This is a genomic window from Asanoa sp. NPDC050611 (assembly GCF_040654855.1).
In the GTDB taxonomy this organism is placed as follows: domain Bacteria; phylum Actinomycetota; class Actinomycetes; order Mycobacteriales; family Micromonosporaceae; genus Asanoa.
Map to the genome: position 1 here is coordinate 14682 of NZ_JBFAIU010000052.1, position 17478 is coordinate 32159.

14 protein-coding genes and 1 riboswitch are annotated in these 17478 nt (G+C 71.3%); of the genes, 6 read left to right on the forward strand and 8 right to left on the reverse strand.

Annotated features, from left to right (window positions below):
- Position 1: 1 nt before the first annotated feature.
- Positions 2–922 (forward strand): GNAT family N-acetyltransferase, encoded by a 921-nt coding sequence (locus AB0H87_RS11140; RefSeq protein ID WP_360142731.1) that lies wholly within the window; start codon positions 2–4, stop codon positions 920–922.
- A gap of 74 nt (positions 923–996) precedes the next feature.
- Positions 997–1215, forward strand: a complete 219-nt coding sequence (locus AB0H87_RS11145; RefSeq protein WP_360142733.1) for a hypothetical protein — start codon at positions 997–999, stop codon at positions 1213–1215.
- A gap of 74 nt (positions 1216–1289) precedes the next feature.
- Here the strand turns inward: AB0H87_RS11145 and groL are convergent, their stop codons facing one another.
- Positions 1290–2909: a chaperonin GroEL gene (gene groL, locus AB0H87_RS11150; RefSeq protein WP_360142735.1), complete on the reverse strand. Its 1620-nt coding sequence runs from the start codon at positions 2907–2909 to the stop codon at positions 1290–1292.
- Positions 2910–3430: 521 nt separating this feature from the next.
- Entirely contained in the window at positions 3431–3634 is a 204-nt protein-coding gene (locus tag AB0H87_RS11155) for a cold-shock protein (protein ID WP_203864050.1), read from the reverse strand.
- Between the two features lie 242 nt (positions 3635–3876).
- Between AB0H87_RS11155 and AB0H87_RS11160 the strand changes: the two genes are divergently transcribed.
- Genes AB0H87_RS11160 through AB0H87_RS11170 form a run of 3 tightly spaced genes read left to right on the forward strand, consistent with a single transcriptional unit; the run spans position 3877 to position 5652 of the window.
- Positions 3877–4722 carry a serine hydrolase gene (locus tag AB0H87_RS11160; protein WP_360142737.1) on the forward strand — a complete coding sequence of 282 codons (846 nt, stop codon included), beginning with the start codon at positions 3877–3879 and terminating at the stop codon, positions 4720–4722.
- A gap of 8 nt (positions 4723–4730) precedes the next feature.
- The gene (locus AB0H87_RS11165; RefSeq protein WP_360142739.1) at positions 4731–5069 is read left to right on the forward strand and encodes a gamma-glutamylcyclotransferase family protein; all 339 of its coding nucleotides are present in this window, start codon (positions 4731–4733) and stop codon (positions 5067–5069) included.
- Positions 5070–5112: 43 nt separating this feature from the next.
- Positions 5113–5652: a GNAT family N-acetyltransferase gene (locus tag AB0H87_RS11170; RefSeq protein WP_360142741.1), complete on the forward strand. Its 540-nt coding sequence runs from the start codon at positions 5113–5115 to the stop codon at positions 5650–5652.
- A gap of 1059 nt (positions 5653–6711) precedes the next feature.
- On the opposite strand, the gene paaN is transcribed toward AB0H87_RS11170, so the two are convergent.
- From paaN to AB0H87_RS11200, 6 genes are all read right to left on the reverse strand, one after another.
- On the reverse strand, positions 6712–8391 hold the full coding sequence (paaN, locus tag AB0H87_RS11175; protein WP_360142743.1) for a phenylacetic acid degradation protein PaaN: 1680 nt from the start codon (positions 8389–8391) through the stop codon (positions 6712–6714).
- Positions 8392–8448: 57 nt separating this feature from the next.
- Positions 8449–9468, reverse strand: coding sequence for a GNAT family N-acetyltransferase (locus tag AB0H87_RS11180; RefSeq protein WP_360142745.1), 1020 nt, complete (start codon positions 9466–9468; stop codon positions 8449–8451).
- A 41-nt stretch (positions 9469–9509) separates the two neighbouring features.
- Positions 9510–10592: a cellulose binding domain-containing protein gene (locus tag AB0H87_RS11185; protein ID WP_360142747.1), complete on the reverse strand. Its 1083-nt coding sequence runs from the start codon at positions 10590–10592 to the stop codon at positions 9510–9512.
- Between the two features lie 340 nt (positions 10593–10932).
- Positions 10933–12222 (reverse strand): threonine synthase, encoded by a 1290-nt coding sequence (thrC, locus tag AB0H87_RS11190; RefSeq protein ID WP_360142749.1) that lies wholly within the window; start codon positions 12220–12222, stop codon positions 10933–10935.
- A gap of 12 nt (positions 12223–12234) precedes the next feature.
- A riboswitch (SAM riboswitch) is annotated at positions 12235–12370 on the reverse strand.
- A gap of 82 nt (positions 12371–12452) precedes the next feature.
- The gene (locus AB0H87_RS11195; RefSeq protein WP_360142751.1) at positions 12453–13319 is read right to left on the reverse strand and encodes an ABC transporter permease subunit; all 867 of its coding nucleotides are present in this window, start codon (positions 13317–13319) and stop codon (positions 12453–12455) included.
- Positions 13319–16102: an alpha/beta fold hydrolase gene (locus tag AB0H87_RS11200; RefSeq protein WP_360142753.1), complete on the reverse strand. Its 2784-nt coding sequence runs from the start codon at positions 16100–16102 to the stop codon at positions 13319–13321. The genes AB0H87_RS11195 and AB0H87_RS11200 overlap by 1 nt, the downstream gene beginning before the upstream one ends.
- A 301-nt stretch (positions 16103–16403) precedes the next feature.
- On the opposite strand from AB0H87_RS11200, the gene AB0H87_RS11205 reads away from it, so the two are divergent.
- The coding region (locus tag AB0H87_RS11205) for a hypothetical protein (protein WP_360142755.1) at positions 16404–17478 on the forward strand (1075 nt) is incomplete at its 3' end.

The window sequence follows — 17478 nt, forward strand, 5'->3', positions numbered from 1 at the left end:
CGTGGATCATGCGTACCAGCTCACAGAGCTGACCCCTGAGCACGTACCCGCGGTGATCTCGCTGTGTCGCGCCGCTCTCCTCCCGTCGGACGCGCCGGAAGCGGACAAGATCGTGGAGCGGCTGCGCCATCCCGGGCCGGTGCCGGGGTCTGCCGGCGCGCGGCGTACCACCGGGTGGGTCGCCGTCGCCGGGTCAGCGGTCGTGGGTGTCGTGCTCGGATCGACCGGGTACGGCGACGCATCGGTCGGGCATGTTGATCTTGTTGCGGTGGATCCCGCCCATCGGCGGCGTGGGATCGGGCGTGCGCTGCTCGACCGGGTTTCGTCCGCCCTGGGGTCGTTCGGGGCTTCCTCGGTGGCGCTGGTGGGCAACGCGCCCGTGTACGCGTGGCCGGGGATCGACGTGCGCTACACGGCGGCCATCTGCCTCGCCGAGGCGTCCGGGTTCACGCGGACGGACATCGCCTGGAACATGACCGCGGACCTCGGTGCCGGGTCGCCGGCGCTGGCGCCGACGGCGGAGGCCGAGGCGCGGCTGGCTTCCGCCGGGGTGGCGGTGCGGCGGGCGGTGCCGGCCGACGTACCGGGGTTGGTGGAGTTCGCGGTGTCGCACTTCGGGCCGGGATGGGGCGTGGAGATCGCCGGGTCCAGGGGGATCCACTACGCGGTGCGCGACGGTGAGGTGCTCGGGTTCGCTTGCTGGGGGTCGTCGCGGCCGTCGTACTTCGGGCCGATGGGCACCGCGCCGGCGGCGCGCGGGCTCGGCGTCGGTGGCGTGCTGTTGCGGCGGTGCCTGCGGGAGCAGCAGGCGTCGGGGCTGGCGGCCGCCCAGATCGGGTGGGTCGGGCCGGTGCCGTTCTACTCCACCAACGCCGGGGCCTACATCGAGCAGGTCTTCTTCCTTTACTCGCGACAACTGTAAATTCCTGTCGCCCGCTCGGTGCATTGTGTGGCGTTTCCGGGGCGAAGCGGCGCGCCAACCCCTACCGTGCCGGCATGAGCCTCGAGGACGAGCCGACCGGGGAGCTACCCGGCCCGCCGGAGGGCGACCAGCCGGGCGCGCGGTCGCTGGGCGAGGAGCTGGGGCCGGGCGCGCGGTGGCGGGGTGAGGTGCCGGCGCCGGAGGGTGCTGGCGCGGCGTCGCCGGGCCCGGGCCGCACGGCACCACGCGACGCCACCAGCCGCGCGGACAAGCGCCGCAACCAGCGCCGCTAGGGCGTACCCCGCAGAAAGCCGAAAGGGCGGCCCGCTCGCGCGGACCGCCCTCCCAGATGTTGCGTTGGCTGGACTCAGAAGTCCATGTCACCGCCACCCGGCGCGGCCGGGGCCTTCTCCTTCTCCGGCTTGTCCGCCACCACAGCCTCGGTGGTGAGGAACAGGGCCGCGATCGACGACGCGTTCTGCAGCGCCGAACGGGTCACCTTGGCCGGGTCGATGATGCCGGCCTTGAGCAGGTCGACGTAGTCACCGGTCGCGGCGTTGAGGCCGTGGTTGGTCTCCAGGTTGCGGACCTTCTCCACGACGACGCCACCCTCGAGACCGGCGTTGACCGCGATCTGACGCAGCGGGGCGTCGAGGGCGATCTTGACGATCTGCGCACCGGTCGACTCGTCGCCGACCAGGTCCAGCTTGTCGAAGGCGGTCTTGCCGGCCTGCACCAGCGCGACGCCACCACCGGGGACGATGCCCTCCTCAACGGCGGCCTTCGCGTTGCGGACGGCGTCCTCGATGCGGTGCTTGCGCTCCTTCAGCTCGACCTCGGTGGCCGCGCCGACCTTGATGACCGCAACACCGCCGGCCAGCTTGGCCAGGCGCTCCTGCAGCTTCTCGCGGTCGTAGTCGGAGTCGCTCTTCTCGATCTCGGCACGGATCTGGTTGACCCGACCCTGGATCTGGTCCTGGTCGCCGCCACCGTCGACGATGGTGGTCTCGTCCTTGGTGACCACGATCTTGCGGGCGTGACCCAGCATGTCGAGGCCGACCGCCTCGAGCTTGAGGCCCAGCTCCTCCGACACGACCTGGCCACCGGTCAGGATCGCGATGTCGGTCAGCATGGCCTTGCGGCGGTCACCGAAGCCCGGGGCCTTGACGGCGACGGACTTGAAGGTGCCACGGACCTTGTTGACGATCAGGGTGGCCAGGGCCTCGCCCTCGACGTCCTCGGCGATGACCAGCAGCGGCTTGCCGCCCTGCATGACCTTCTCGAGGATCGGGAGCAGGTCCTTGACCGACGAGATCTTGCTGTTGACGATCAGGATGTACGGGTCGTCGAGGACGGCCTCCATACGCTCCGGGTCGGTCCAGAAGTACGGGGCGATGTAGCCCTTGTCGAAGCGCATGCCCTCGGTGAGCTCGAGCTCGAGGCCGAAGGTGTTGCTCTCCTCGACGGTGATGACGCCTTCCTTGCCGACCTTGTCCATCGCCTCGGCGATGATCTCGCCGACGCTGGTGTCACCGGCGGAGATCGAGGCGGTGGAGGCGATCTGCTCCTTCGTCTCGATGTCCTTGGCGAGCTTGGCCAGCTCCTCCGCGACGCGCGCGACGGCGGCCTCGATGCCCCGCTTCAGGGCCATCGGGTTCGCACCGGCGGCGACGTTGCGCAGGCCCTCACGGACCAGCGCCTGCGCGAGGACGGTCGCCGTCGTCGTGCCGTCACCGGCCACGTCGTCGGTCTTCTTGGCGACCTCCTTGACCAGCTCAGCGCCGATCTTCTCGTACGGGTCCTCGAGCTCGATCTCCTTGGCGATGCTCACACCATCGTTGGTGATGGTGGGCGCGCCCCACTTCTTCTCGAGCACGACGTTGCGGCCCTTGGGGCCGAGCGTCACCTTGACGGCGTCGGCGAGGGTGTTCATACCCCGCTCGAGGCCGCGGCGCGCCTCCTCGTCGAACGCAATGATCTTGGCCATACGGCGTTGTCCTCCTGGACACTCACGGTCGCCGCGGCCTGGTCGGCCGCGGATAACCGCCTGCTTTACGCACCTTCGGACGTCACTACCTGGCGACAGTGACGTCCGCCGGCCGGGCCGGATAGCCCGCGACGACCGGCCCCTTGCCGCGCCCGTCTCCGTAGGGCGTCAGCGGTGGCCCCACCGTCCCGACCATTGGCACTCGCGGTTGGCGAGTGCCAATGACTTGTTTAGCACTCGGACCAGGCGAGTGCAAGCGAAGTCGGCCTCGCGGGGACACGTGCCCGCCGCCCGCCATCGGCCGCTTGGGCCGGGGCCGCGCGGCGGCGCGTACATGGGCGATTAATGACATGTCAATTGTTGAAAGGCCCCGCTGTCCGCAATGCGCAAAGTCGCGAATAGATGGCAGAACTCGATGCATGATGCATCAATCTCGGCACCGACAGAGAAGCGCCGATCCCGTTGTTGGGATCGGCGCTAGGTCGTCGCGGACCCGGGTGCGGTGCCCGGCTGGACTTCGCTCAAGCGATTAGACGGACCTGCTCCGCCTGCGGGCCCTTCTGACCCTGCGCGATCTCGAACTCGACGCGCTGACCATCGTCGAGTGCCTTGTAGCCGTCCATCTGGATCGCGGAGAAGTGGACGAAGACGTCCTGGCCTCCATCGACCGCGATGAAACCGTAGCCCTTTTCACTGTTGAACCACTTGACGGTGCCCTGTGCCACGGTGCACTTCCTAACCTTTGACGCTCCTGCCGGTCCAAGACCGCCCATTCAAGGGTGTAGGTGAGCCCTCGAACATTGCGGCCGAAATCGTAAGGTACACGAGGAGTGACGACCGTGCACTACCCCAAAATGGACACCCTGAGCGCCGCGACCGGCGTCTCGCTCGTTAACCGAGCGTGTTTCGAGGCAGACACGGCGCACAGCCCGGCCGGCACCGGTCCCGTCGGCGGAACACCGTCCCCGTGCTGGCGGCCGTCCTGCTGATCACCATCGGTGCCGCCTTCGCGATCCGCTACGTGGTGCCGGAACAGCAGGTCACGGCGGCCGCGCCGAAGCGGCCGTCGCCCGCCGCGGACCGCGCGCGACCGCCCGGGATGCGGCTCGGCGAGGTCACTTCGCCGTTCGACGGCTTCCGTTCCTGGGCGCTGCTCGACCGCGAGACGGGCCGGATCACGGGCTCGCCGAACATGACGGAACCGAGCGACACGATGTCGATGGCGAAGGCTTGGTTGGCCGCCGATTATCTTCGAATATTCGCGGAGAAAGGCGAGGAGCCTTCGGATTTCCGCCTTGGCCAACTCCGCATCATGATCCGCGACAGCGACAACGCCGCCGCGGTCGCCACCTACAACCTTGCCGGTGGACAAGAGTCGATCATCCGCATGATCAAGATCTGCGGCCTGACCGACAGCGCGCCCCATCGCGACAACTGGAGCAACACGGCGGTATCGGCGCGTGACACGGCACGCCTCGCGGTCTGCCTGGCGGACGGGCGCGCCGCGGGTCCGCGGTGGACGCCATGGCTCCTTTCCGAGATGCGCGCGGTGCGAGGAGTGGGCGATTTCGGCGTACGCCGCGCGCTCCCGGCTCCTTCGACGGTCGCGATCAAGAACGGTTGGCTCCTGCGCGACGAGGACGGCCTGTGGCACATCGCCTGTCTGGCCGTGACCGACCGGTGGGCTCTCGGTGTGTTGCTGCGCTATCGCGGATCATTGGGATTCGCGTACGGTGCGGCGCAATGCGAAGCCGTCGGCGCCCAGCTTCTGGCGCCCGTTGTGCCGCGCTCGCCGAGCCCCGGCCCGGCATGATCGGTGGCATGCACCTGCTCTTCTCGTACGGCACGTTGCGCGACCCGGCGGTACAGCGCGCCAGCTTCGGCCGGGAGCTGACCGGCCGGCCGGACGCCCTGCCGGGCTACCGGATGGGTTCGCTGCGGATCACGTCGGCCGCGGTGGTCGCGGTGAGCGGCGCTGCCGAGCACCCGGTGGCGACGTGGACGGGCAACCGCGCGGACCGAGTCCCCGGCATGGTCTTCGAGCTGAGCGACGAGGAACTCGCGGCGGCCGACGGCTATGAGTCCGCCGACTACCAGCGGGTGCTGCTCCCGCTCGCTTCGGGCGCCGAGGCGTGGGTCTACGTGGCCGCCAACCCGTGAGCGGCGTTGCGGACCGGCCCGATAACCGGGTAAGCATGCCAACATGACCCGGACCGCCACCGCGCGCACCCCGCACCTGCCGCCCGCGGTCGAGGTGCGCCGGGTACGCCCCACGGACGCGGCCCGCACCCGCGCCATCCGCCTGGAGATGCTCGCCGACTCCCCGCTGGCGTTCCTGGAGACACTGGCGCAGGCGGCGGCCCGCCCACACGCGGACTACGCGACCCGCATCGCCGCGAATTCGGAAGGCGACCGCGTAGCCCAGTTCATCGCGGTCGCGGACGGTCGCGCAGTGGCGCACGCCGGCGGCACGGTGATCGCCGAGGAACCGAACGTCACGGTGATCTTCGCGGTCTACGTGACCCCGGCGTGGCGGGGGCAGGGCTTGATCGCGGCCCTGACCGAGGCGGTGGCGGAGTGGTCACGCGGGGCCGGCCGCCCGGAGCTGATGCTGGAAGTGGTCGTGGGCAACGACCGCGCGGTCCGCGCTTATGAGCGGGTGGGTTTTGTCGACACGGGGGTCCGCCTCCCACACCCGACCACGGCGGCGATGACCGAGCTTCAGATGCGCCGCCGCGCGTAGCGCTGGGCACGGCGCAGGTTGGTTTCCCGCTTCGCGACGGTCAGGGCGAGTCACGCCGTCGCTCGGGCGGCGGGCCGTGGTCGCTCGCTCGCGGCTCTCGGACGAGCGACTCGCATGAACGCCTGACGTCGGCCCTGGCCAGGTGCGGACATCGACGACAGGTGGGTGGCGCCCAGGTTCACGTCGCCCCACGGCGTGGCCAGCACCACGCAGAAGGATATGTGCGGATCGGCTTCCTGGATGACCGCACGAACCGGACCGCGTAGCGGGTCCGGACCGCTACCGACGGCCCAACCGGAATGCCATCGCCACGGGTAACGCATGGCGGCTCCCACACCGGTGTGCCAGCGCACCAAGCATTCCCCCGACCCGACCTCGTCGCGGCGACGCCGGGATCGCTGCGCGAGGCCGCGAAACGGCACGCCGGGACCGCTGCGCGAGGCCGCGGAACGGCTCGCCGGGACCGGCGGCCGAGCGCGGCGACTGAGCAACGCACTTGGGGTCGCGGCTCCAGGCTCCGGTTCAACGGCCCCGAGCCGACCCTCCAGACCAGCCGCACGCGTGTCCCGGCGGCACAGCCCGCGACCACGCGGCCCGGCGCAGCGGCTGATGGCGGCCGCGCCGACTTGCGAGGGTCAGGCCGCGGCGTGGCGGCGGAGCAGGGCGCCACGCCCGGGCCCCGGGGCCAACCGACCGCCGCACGGTGTAGCGGTCAGGCCGTGGTGGCGACGGAGCAGGCGCCACACCGGGCGCATGGGCCCGGCGCCCAACCGACCGCCGCACCACGGCGTAGCGATCAAGCCTGCCGTGCCCACGGAGCAAACCCCCACGCCCAGGCCACCCACGCCCGACACCCAACCGACCACCGCACCACGGCGCAGCGATCAAGCCCTGCCGTGCCCACGGAACAAAGCCCCACGCCCAGGCCACCCACGCCCGACACCCAACCGACCACCGCACCACGCCGCAGCGATCAAGCCCACGTGCCCACGGAGCAGAGCACCCTGCCCGGACCCCCGCGGCGGGCGCGCACGTGAGCGCCGCGCCGCGGCGTGGTGGTTAGGCGGTCGTGTGGCGGCGGGACTGGACCACTCGGAAGCGGTTGCTCACGTAAGCGCCGTCCGTCAGGGCGGCGTTGGCCGCTGGGTTGGCGCCTGTGGCGTGGAAGTCCGAGAAGGCCGCCGACTGGTTGACGAAGACGCCGCCCGTCAGGTTGCAGGAGAGGTGGACGCCGGCGTCCAGGGAGGCCGACTCCATTGCCGATAGGACTGACTCGTCTGTCGCGTAGACCGACGCTGTCAGGGCGCCCTTGGTCAGGACCGTGGAGCGGAAGATGTCGATGCTCGCGGCGGTCGAGTCCGTGGCGATGATGAAGGAGATCGGGCCGAACCACTCGCGGCCGTAGGTTGCCGAGTCCGCCGCGGTCAGTTTCAGGAGCGTGGGTGTGCGGACTGTGGCGTCCGCGAACGCCGGGTGGGTCAGCGGCGCCGACGGCAGGACCGCTTCGCCGACGGACGTCACCTCCGACAGGCGGGTCAGGACGCCCTCGTTGACGATGGCGCCCGTCAGCTCGACCGCGCGGGCCGGGTCGCCGGTCAGTTTGCCGACCACCGCGGCGATGGCGGTGGCCACCTCGTCGAACGTCTTGTGGCCCTGGTCGGTCGCGATGCCGGCCGACGGGACCAGGATGTTCTGCGGTGTCGTGCACATCTGGCCGCTGTAGAGAGTCAGCGAGAAGCCGATGTTGCGGCACATGCCGGCGAAGTCGTCGGTCGAGTCGATCACGATGGTGTTGACGCCGGCCTTTTCGGTGTAGACCGACGCCTGGCGGGCGTTGGACTCCAGCCAGTCGCCGAACTCCGTGGAGCCGGTGAAGTCGATGATGCGGACGGCCGGGTCGAGCGCCAGGGTCTTGGCCAGGCCCTCGCCCGGCGCCTCGGCGGCCAGCTGGATCAGGTTGGGGTCGAAGCCCGCCTCCTCCAGCGCCGCTCGCGCGTAGCGGACCGTGATGGCCAGCGGCAGGACCGCGCCCGGGTGGGGCTTGACGATGACCGGGTTGCCGGTGGCCAGGCTGGCGAACAGGCCCGGGTAGGAGTTCCAGGTCGGGAACGTGTTGCAGCCGATGACCAGCGCGACCCCGCGCGGGACGACGTGGAACGTCTTGGTCATCCGCAGCGGGTCGCCCTTGCCGGCCGGCTTCTCCCAACCGGCGGCGGCCGGGTGGCGGGTCATCTCGACGTAGGAGTAGGCCAGGGCCTCCAGCGCGCGGTCGAGCGCGTGGGCACCGCCGGCCTGGAACGCCATCACGAACGCCTGGCCGCTGGTGAACTGCACCGCGTTGGCCAGCTCGAAGATGTGCGCGTGCAGCCGCGACAGGATCTCCAGGCAGACGCCCACGCGGGTCTGCGGACCGGCGTCGCGCCACGCGGGCAGCGCCGCGGTCGCGGCCGCGATCAACGCGGACGGCGAGACGTGCGGATAGGACACCGCGAGCGGCACGCCGAAGGGGCTGCGCTCGGTGGCCACCCAGTCGGTGGTGCCGGGCTGGTCGAGCGGGAACTTGGCGTCGAGGTAGCCGCGGAACGCGGCCTCGCCGTCGGCCGCGGCCGTCTCACCGTAGACGCGAGGGCTGGGCGACTCGGGATAGGCCGACCAGTAGCCACGCTCCTTGATCGCGGTGGTGGCGCGCTCGAGCGTCTCGGCGTGGTTGGCGAACCAGGGGTGCGGGGTCTCCGTCATGAGAGCCATCATGCCCTCTGCACGAGGACGCGGCGGCGTTGTCCACAGGCAGAAACGTCACAGGGTGATTTGCCAGTTATGCCAGCCGTCGACCGGCCTGAACCCCATCTCCTCGTTGATCGCGATCATGTGCGTGTTGACCGCCGCGTTCCAGGTGTCGATCGCGCGCAGAGCAGGCGCCGCGCCCAGCACCGTGCGCAAATTGTCCACCTTGACCAGCACGCCGAGCCGGTGACCGCGATGGTCGGGGTCGACGAGGGTGATCTGTTGGAACGCGTGCCAGTCGACCGCCTCGTTGACGTCGATCGTGGTCACGGCGACCAGTCGCCCGGTGGCGTCGTGCCGCGCCCCGGTCGAGTAGATGACCCGGCCCCGGGCCGCCCGCGTCGCCTCCTGCGCACGGAACCGGTCGCCGTCGATCTTCTGCGCCTCGTAGGCCAGGTCGCCGAGCGGCGCGTCGGAGAGCAACCGCCCGTCGAGATAGGCCACGTCGGCGAGGAACTCGTCGGGCACGGAGCCACGCCAGCGCACGAGGCTGTAGCCCGCCGCCTTGGCCCACGCCGCCGAGACCAGACCGTCCAGCGCCGCCTGGGAAAGATCAGAGACAGACAGCCGCCGGCGTACGTCGGTCAGCGCGAGCGTGGCACCGCAGGAGCGCGCGAACGCCTCGCCCTCCGTCGACCGCGCCGGCCCACCCGGAAGCGCGTGCACCGTCGTGGCGATCAGCGTCTTGCGCCCGTCGGCCCGGCCCACCTGCTCGGCATGGGCCAGCAAGGCCCGCCCGACCCCGCGCCGCCGGTGATCCGGCGAGACCTCGAGCCGGACGTCGGCGGTCCCGGTGTTCTCGAGGAACGGCAGGCTCATCTCCAGGAAGCCCACCGGCACGTCGTCGAGCCAGGCCAGCGCCCAGGCGTGCCGCTCTCCGGGCCACGGCTCCCGCATCGACGCGCGGAACTGCCACTCGACCAGCGGCGGGAAATCCGGCAGGTCGGCGGCATCGACCCGCGACCTGATGTCGAAGGCGTGCCGGACGCCGACCTCGTCGGCCGGATCGAGCGCGGTGACCACGATGCCCATGCCCGCCAGGGTGCCCAACCCCCGGCGGACACGCGAGCCAATTACGAGGCGGTGCAGGCCACGGTCGCCGGCACGGGGTTGGCGCCCGTCCAGCTCGCGAGGAAACCGAACGTGGCGGTCGCGCCCGGAGCGAGTGACCCGTTCCAGGCGACGTTGCGCGCGGTGACGGCGGGCCCGGACTGGGTCGTGGCCGCGTTCCAGGACTGGGTGAGCTGCTGGCCGGCGAACGTCCACCGCGTGGTCCACCCGGTGATCGGAGCAGAACCGGCGTTCCGCACGGTCACCTCACCCTGGAAACCACCGGCCCACTGACCGACGACCCGATAGGCCGCCACGCAGCCACCACCATCGGCCGGCGGCGTCGGCGAAACAGTGGGCGATGCCGTCGGCGACGCGGTCGGCGAGGCGGTCGGCGAGGGCGGCGACCCCGACAGCACGGCCGCCAGCGCCGGATACCAGCGGTCCGACATCTTCTGGTCGCCGGACGCGTTGGGATGCACACCGTCGTACGTGTCCGAACCGGTGCTGAACCCGGTCCACTGGTCCACGACGGCAACGGGGCTCGCTGCGGTCGTCTTGCCCGCCGCCCACGCCGGGATGGCGTCGTTGAGCGCGACCACCCGCGCTCCACACTCGCCGCAACTGCTCGGCGCCATCGGAATGATCTTCGCGACCAGCACCCGCATCGCCGGGTTGCTGGCCCGCATCTGGTCGACCAGCTTGCTGTACGCGGCGAGGATGGTCGCCGGCGGCACGTTGCTCCACACGTCGTTGGTGCCGAAGTGCATGAGCACCACGTCGGGGCGCGTGGCGGCGAGCCAGCCGGGGAGCTGGTTCTGGTTGGCGACGTTGGTGACCAGGAAGCCGCCGTGGCCTTCGTTGTCACCGTCGTACGGCTGCCCACACCCCTGCGGGCCGAGCGTGCCGACGAAGTCGACGTCGGTGTAGCCGGAGCTCTGCAGCCTGTTCCAGAGCACGGATCGCCAGCAGCCGGGCGAGCCGGTGATCGAGTCGCCGAGCGGCATGACACGCACGGGCGCGAGCGCCCGCGAGCTAGCCGGCGCGGCGACCACGATGCCCAGCAACGCGGCCAGCAGCGCGCCGAGGAGAGCTTTGCGGTGCATGGTTGACTCCCGTCACGGTGAGAGGTTTCGTGACGGCCCGAGCTCCCGACAAGCATTCAAGCACGTAAGTGCGACACACGACGAAGGCCCCGTCCGTGGACGGGGCCTTCGATCGAAGTTGGTCGGGAGGGCGGTCGCACAACGCCTCCGGCGCTGGGTCGCTAGAACTTCAAAAGTCTACGGCGGCTCGCCCTCCCGCACGGAGCATCCTGCGGGGTACCCATCATGGTCGTCAAGTCCCCGTGGCCATGTTTTCTCGACGGACGGCAAAATCACCACTACGGGGCGCACACGTCGCATCACCCGAACGTATGAGTCCACCCTGGATAACAGGCCTTCGTCAGCCCAGCAGACCGGCTTCCCGAGCTGCCCGAAGCGACGGCTTGACGCGGTACGTCGGCCCGACCTGACCCGCGACGGCATCGATCGTCTTGAGTCCCTCGCCGGTGTTGAACACGACCGTCTCCAGAGCCGGGTCCAGCCGCCCCGACGCGACGAGCTTGCGCAGCACCGCGGTGGTCACCCCGCCGGCGGTCTCCGCGAACACCCCGGTCGTGCGGGCCAGCAGCCGGATCGCGTCGCGGATCTCGTCGTCGTCCGCGTAGTCCATCCAGCCGCCCGTCCGGCGCACCGCCTCGAGCGCGTAGAGCCCCGCCGCCGGGTCGCCGATGTTGAGCGACTTCGCGATGCCGGTCGGGCGCACCGGGATGATCTCGTCGGTGCCCTTGTGCAGCGCGGTCGCGATCGGGTTGCAGCCCGCCGACTGCGCGCCGAACACCCGCCAGCCGCCGGCCGGCGCGTCGACGAGCCCGATCTCCACGAGCTCGCTGAACGCCTTGTCAATCTTGGTGAGCAGCTCGCCGCTGGCCATCGGGATGACCACCTGCGCCGGGATCCGCCAGCCGAGCTGCTCGGCGACCTCGTAACCGAGCGTCTTGGAGCCCTCCGCGTAGAACGGCCGCACGTTGACGTTGACGAACGCGGTGTCCTCGAACTCGTCGGTCTCCACCAGCTCGCTGCAGAGCCGGTTCACGTCGTCGTACGAGCCTTCGATGGCGACCAGGTCACCGCCGTACACCGCGGTCGTGATGATCTTGCCCTGCTCGAGGTCGCCCGGGATGAAGACGATCGACGGTGCGCCGGCCCGGGCCGCGTGCGCGGCCACCGAGTTGGCCAGGTTGCCGGTCGACGCGCAGGCGAACCGGCTGAAGCCGAGCCCGCGGGCGGCGGTCAGGGCGACCGAGACCACGCGGTCCTTGAACGAGTGGGTCGGGTTCGCACTGTCGTCCTTGACCCAGAGCGGCGCGGTGATGCCCAGCTCGGCGGCCAGCGCACCCGCGGAGACCAGCGGGGTCAGGCCCGGGTCGAGGGTCACCCGGGTGGCCGGGTCCTGCCCGACGGGCAGCAGCGGCGCGTACCGCCAGATGTTCTGCGGGCCGGCGGTGATCTGGGCACGGGTCACCCGGGCCAGCGCGGCCGGGTCGTAGGCGACCTCGAGCGGGCCGAAGCACTGGTAGCAGGCGTGCTGCGCGGCGAGCGGGAACTCCGCGCCGCAGCCGCGACAGACGAGGGCGCGCGCGGGCGAGTCGGCGACAGGGGAGCTGGCGGTTTCGTCGATGATCGACGTCATGAGGCTGGGGTCCTCTCATCTTCCCCGCGCCGCACCGTGCGACGGGGACGGAATTGGCACCTGCGCGCCGCGCGACTCTGCGATGAGTCGCCGGTGGTGGTTGCCGGGGCGTCGTCGGGCCGTATCCCTCAGCCCCTCTGGATGAGGTATGCAGTTGTGCTCTCAAGAGTAAGGCCTCCACCGGGGTGGAGGCCTGTCCCTTCCCAACGTGTGAACCACGCCTCAGGAGATCAACTGGTGACGTCCTTGCGGGCGAACCGCCAGAAGGCCAGCGACCAGAACAGGGTCGCGTAGACCACCGCCGATATCGCGCCCTTGACGAGGTCGTCGAACTGGGCCGGCGTGGAGAGCAGTCCGAGCCAGGCCGTGCTGTAGTGGGTCGGCAACAGGTCGCGCACGGCGCCCAGCGCGGTGATCTGGTCGAGGATGCTCGACAGGATCCACAGCAGCACCGCGCCGCCGACCGCGCCCAGCGGCGCGTCGGTCGACACCGACAGCAGGAACGCCAGCCCGGCCACCACGAGCAGCACCACCGCCAGGTAGCCCAGGATGCCGAGCAGCCGGACCAGGCCGGCGCCGGGTGCGATCTCGTTGGCGACCGTGCTGCGCAGCGGCTCCCAGCCGTAGCGGGCCGTGCCGACGGCCAGTGCCGTGCCGGCCAGCGTGAGCAGCGCCAGCCCCGAGTAGCCGAGCGCGACGACCAGCTTGACCGCCACCAGCCGGGCCCGCGGCACCGGCACCGCCAGCAGGTAGCGCAGGCTGCCCCACTGCGCCTCGCTGGCCACGGTGTCGCCGCAGAACAGCGCCACGGCCACGACGAGCAGGAACGTGGCCGAGACGTAGAGGCAGAACAGTGTGAAGTTGAGCCCGCCCGAGGTGGCCAGGTCGATCAGGCTGCCGAACTCGCCGCCGCCGTTGTCGTCGCCTCCGTTGTCGAACTGGAACGCGACCAAGATGATCAACGGCAGCAGGACCATCAGGCCCAGGGCCCATCGGGTACGCGCACGCGACCACTGCCGCCGCCACTCGGCCCGGATGGGCAGCGTACGTGCGGCGCGGTAACCAGGCGCCGCGCCGGCCTGAACGTCGGTCGTCATCACCGGTCACCGCTTCCGCTAGAGCTCTCCCCCACCAGGGCGAGAAACGCGTCCTCCAGGCGGCGCCGCGGCACCACCCGCTCCACCCCGATGCCGGCCCGCACCAGCTCGGCCACCACCTCGCTGCGCGCCGTGCCGTTCGTGTCGACGACGAGCTGCCGGTCGCCGTCCACCGCGACCGAGTGGACCCCCGCGAGCTGGCCGAGCACGCCGGCCGCCGCGCCCGCGTCGGAGACCTCGATCTGCACGGACGGCGACTCGCCGACGATCTCGTCGACCTGGCCGGACGCGACGATCGCGCCCTTGTTGACCACGACCACGTGTGTGCAGGTCTGCTCCACCTCGGCCAGCAGGTGGCTGGACACCAGCACCGCCCGGCCGTCGGTGGCGTACCGCTTGAGCACGCGGCGCATTTCCGCGATCTGCGGCGGGTCGAGCCCATCCGTCGGCTCGTCCAGCACCAGCAGCTCCGGCAGGCCGAGCATGGCCTGCGCGATGGCCAGCCGCTGCCGCATGCCGTGGCTGTAGGTCTTGACCCGGCGGTGCACCGACTCGCCGAGGCCGGCGATCTCCAGCGCCCGGTCGAGCTGCGCGTCGGCCTCCGGCCGCCCGGTGGCCGCCCAGTAGGCCCGCAGGTTGGCCAGGCCGCTCAGGTGCGGCAGGAAGCCGGGGCCCTCGACCAGCGCGCCGATCCGGGACAGCACCGGGGAGCCCGGCACCAGCGGATGGCCGAACACGTGCACCTGGCCCTCGGTCGGCTTGGTCAGCCCCATCAGCACCCGCAGCGTGGTGGTCTTGCCGGCACCGTTCGGCCCGAGCAGGCCCACGACCTGGCCGCGGCGCACCTCGAAGTCGACCCGGTCGACCGCGACGAAGTCGCCGTACACCTTGCGCAGCCCGTCGACCCGCAGCGGGACGTCCGCGTACTCCGGATGCACCGAGGTGTCGTGCCGGTTGCGGCGGCGGCGGACGACCAGGACGACCACGACGAGCCCGACCGCGATCGCGGCCAGCAGGCCGACCAGCACGTACCGCCAGATCACCTGCGGGCTGGCGATCGGCTCGCCGGGCACGGTCGGAAGGGTCACCGCGGTCGCGTCGCCGGGCACGGCCACCGTGTAGACGGTCGGCTGCGCGGGTGTCGCGAACGCCTGGTCGGACGTCGCGACCGCGATCCGCAGCGTGTGGCCGGCCTCGACGCGGTGGACGATCGCCGGCAGGGTCACCGACACGGGCTGGGCGGCGCCGATCTCGGCCGGCAGCCCGGTGAGCCGCACCGGCGCGACCAGCCCGCTGGACAGGGTCGCCACGCCGGCCGGGTCGACGTCGTAGAGCTTGACGAAGAGCACGGCCTCGCCGGTCGGCGACGCGGCGCGGACCTGCACGGTGGGCGACCCGACGATGTCGAGCGGCCGGTCGAGCGGGGCCGAGGTGAACCTGGCGTGCTGGCCCGGCAGGTCGGTGACCACCCCGTTGACGAACGAGGAGAGCCCGCCGCCGGCGCCCGGGAGCGACGAGATCGCCGCCGGGTTGCCCGCCGGCGGGTTGGCGACCGGCTGCGCCGGGCCGGTGACGGTCACGGTGCCGGTGCCGGTGCCGCCCAGCCCTGGGTACGCCGGGTCCGAGTAGCCGCTGGTCACCACGCCCCGGTCGAGCGCGTTGAAGCCGGTGATCCGCGACCAGGTGAAGCTCGTCGACGGGGTGTCTCCGGTCCCCTTGACGTAGTGGTCGAGCCACTGCGCCATCAGGAACCTGATCCGGTCCCGATCGGACTGCGGGCCGTCGCCGCCGTCGTGGCCGCCGGTGAACCAGGCGACCCGCACCGGCGTGCCGGTGGCGGCGATGCCGCGGGCGTTGGCGTCCGCCTCGGAGAGCGGGAAGAGCGTGTCCGCGGTGCCCTGCACGAGCAGCGTGGGCGCCTTGATCCGGTCGAGCACCGTGGCCGGGCTCGACCGCCGGAGCAGGTCGACGGCGGCCTGGTCGGCCCGGCCGGTGGTGGCGATCCGCTGGTACGCGGCACACACGTCGGCCGCGAAGCGCCCGCACGCCGGGTCGGCACCGGCCAGCGCGCCCGCCACCGCGGCCGGGTCGCCGGCGCTGTCGCCGAGGGCGCCGAGCCCCGCGCCGGCGCCGTTGCCGAAGAACAGCCCGGCCCAGGTCTTCTTGAAGACGCCGTCGACCGGACCCTGCCCGGTCGACTCGGGCAGGAACGCGCTGGGCAGGTCGTGCCAGGTCGCCATCGGCACCGCGGCGTCGATCCGCGGGTCCTGGCCGGCGAGGAGCAGCGCCAGCCCGCCGCCGTAGGAGCTGCCGACCACGCCGACCCGGGGGTCGCCCGGGCCGTCGGTGCGGATCTCCGGCCGGGCGGCGAGCCAGTCGACCAGCCGTTGCGCGTCGCGTACCTCGTAGTCCGGGTTGTCGAGGTGGATCTGCCCACCGCTGCGCCCGAAGCCGCGAGCCGTCCAGGTCAAGACGGCATACCCGATGCCGGCCAGGTCCTCGGCGTCGGCGTAGGTGCTCTCCTTTGTGCCGCCGAAGCCGTGCGCGAGCAGCACAGCCGGAACCTTGTCGGTGGCTGAGGCACCGTCCGGCAGGAACAGCCGGGTGTCCAGGTCGACCGGTTCGTCGCCGTTCGGTCCGGAGCGCACCGCGATCCGCGCGTCCTGCGTGCGGTAGTCGGGGTCGTCCGGCCAGACCGCCCAGGTCACGGCTCCGGCGAGGACGAGCAGGACGGCGCCGACGGCGAGCAGCCGGCGACGCGTGCGGGACAACGGTGGCGACATGCGCCAAAGGTACGGTGCCGACCCTGAATATTTTCTGAGTCTTAAGTGCCGCCCTCACGTGCTTATCTCGCGAAATCCGACGTATCACGCCGAGCGGTCAATGAACCGATAGCAAGTTACGCACGGTAATCAATCCTGACGTGATCCATCACGCAGGGCCATAGAAACCGACGGATGAAGGAGAAATGGCTGTTCGGTTTGGCCCGGCCTGGGAGCCCCTCCACTAGTTTTTCCGTCCGGTGGACGGGACGGCCGGGGCGGATATTTCAGCCCGTGCCACCACTTCGTGGAGGGGTTGCCGATGACACGTTCCGCACCGCGTTCCCGTGCCCGCTCGGGAGCGCTGTCCGCGCTGCTGTCCGTTCTGGTCGTCGCGCTGCTGGTGCCCACCGGGGTGCTGTTCACGCAGACGTGGCGCACGGAGGGCGACCGGGCGGCGGCGACCCAGCGCGAGCTCGACGGAGTCGCCTACCTGCGCACCCTCCAGCAGGTCGTGTTCGCCGTGGCCGACGCCCAGTCCGCGGCCGTGACCGGCCAACCGGCGCAACGCGACGCGCTCGTCGTCGCCGTGCAGCAGGCGGACGCCACCGACGCGCGGCTCGGCGCCACCCTGCGCACGACGGAACGCTGGACCGGGATCCGCAGCCGCCTGGAGACGTTGCGCGGTGCGGCACCGAGCGGCAACCCGCTCGAGACGATGGCCGCCTACCGCGAGGTCGGCGACCTGGTCCTCGCCCTCTACGCGAAGGTCCGCGACGAGTCCGGCCTCGTGCACGACCCCGACGGCGACGCGTTCCACCTGCAGAACAGTGCCGCCGGCGAGTTGCCGGTCGCGGTTCTCGCGGTCGGCCGGCTGGCCGACGTGGCCCTGATCGCCGAAGCCGCGCGCACGGCGCCGGCCCCTGGCCGGACCCCCCTGCGGCTCACGCCGGAGCAGCAGACCCAACTCGGTGCGCTGCTCGTCGCCGAACGGGTCACGCTGTTCGACGCCTCGACCCGGCTGGTCGAGGACCTACGGTCCGCCGTGGACAGCACCGAGAGCCGCACCCTGGGCAGCAACCTGCTCAGCCGCCTCGACAGCTACCAACGCACCGCCGACATCATCGCTGCGGGATTCGCGCAACCGCGCCCGGCCACCAGCGGCGACAAGTCGATGATCTCCATCTATCGCGGCCAGTTGCAGGCAGCGGCCGGCGAGCTGTCCAGCACGATCCTCAACGAGGTCGAACGGCTGCTGAACACCCGGGCCGACCAGATCGGCCAGAACCGGCTGCTGGCCGGGGGCGCCGCGGCGCTGGCAGTGCTGCTGACGGTCGGCTGCCCGTCAGGTCGGTGGACGGGTCGTCGAACGCGCCCAGCGACTGGCCGAGCGCCAC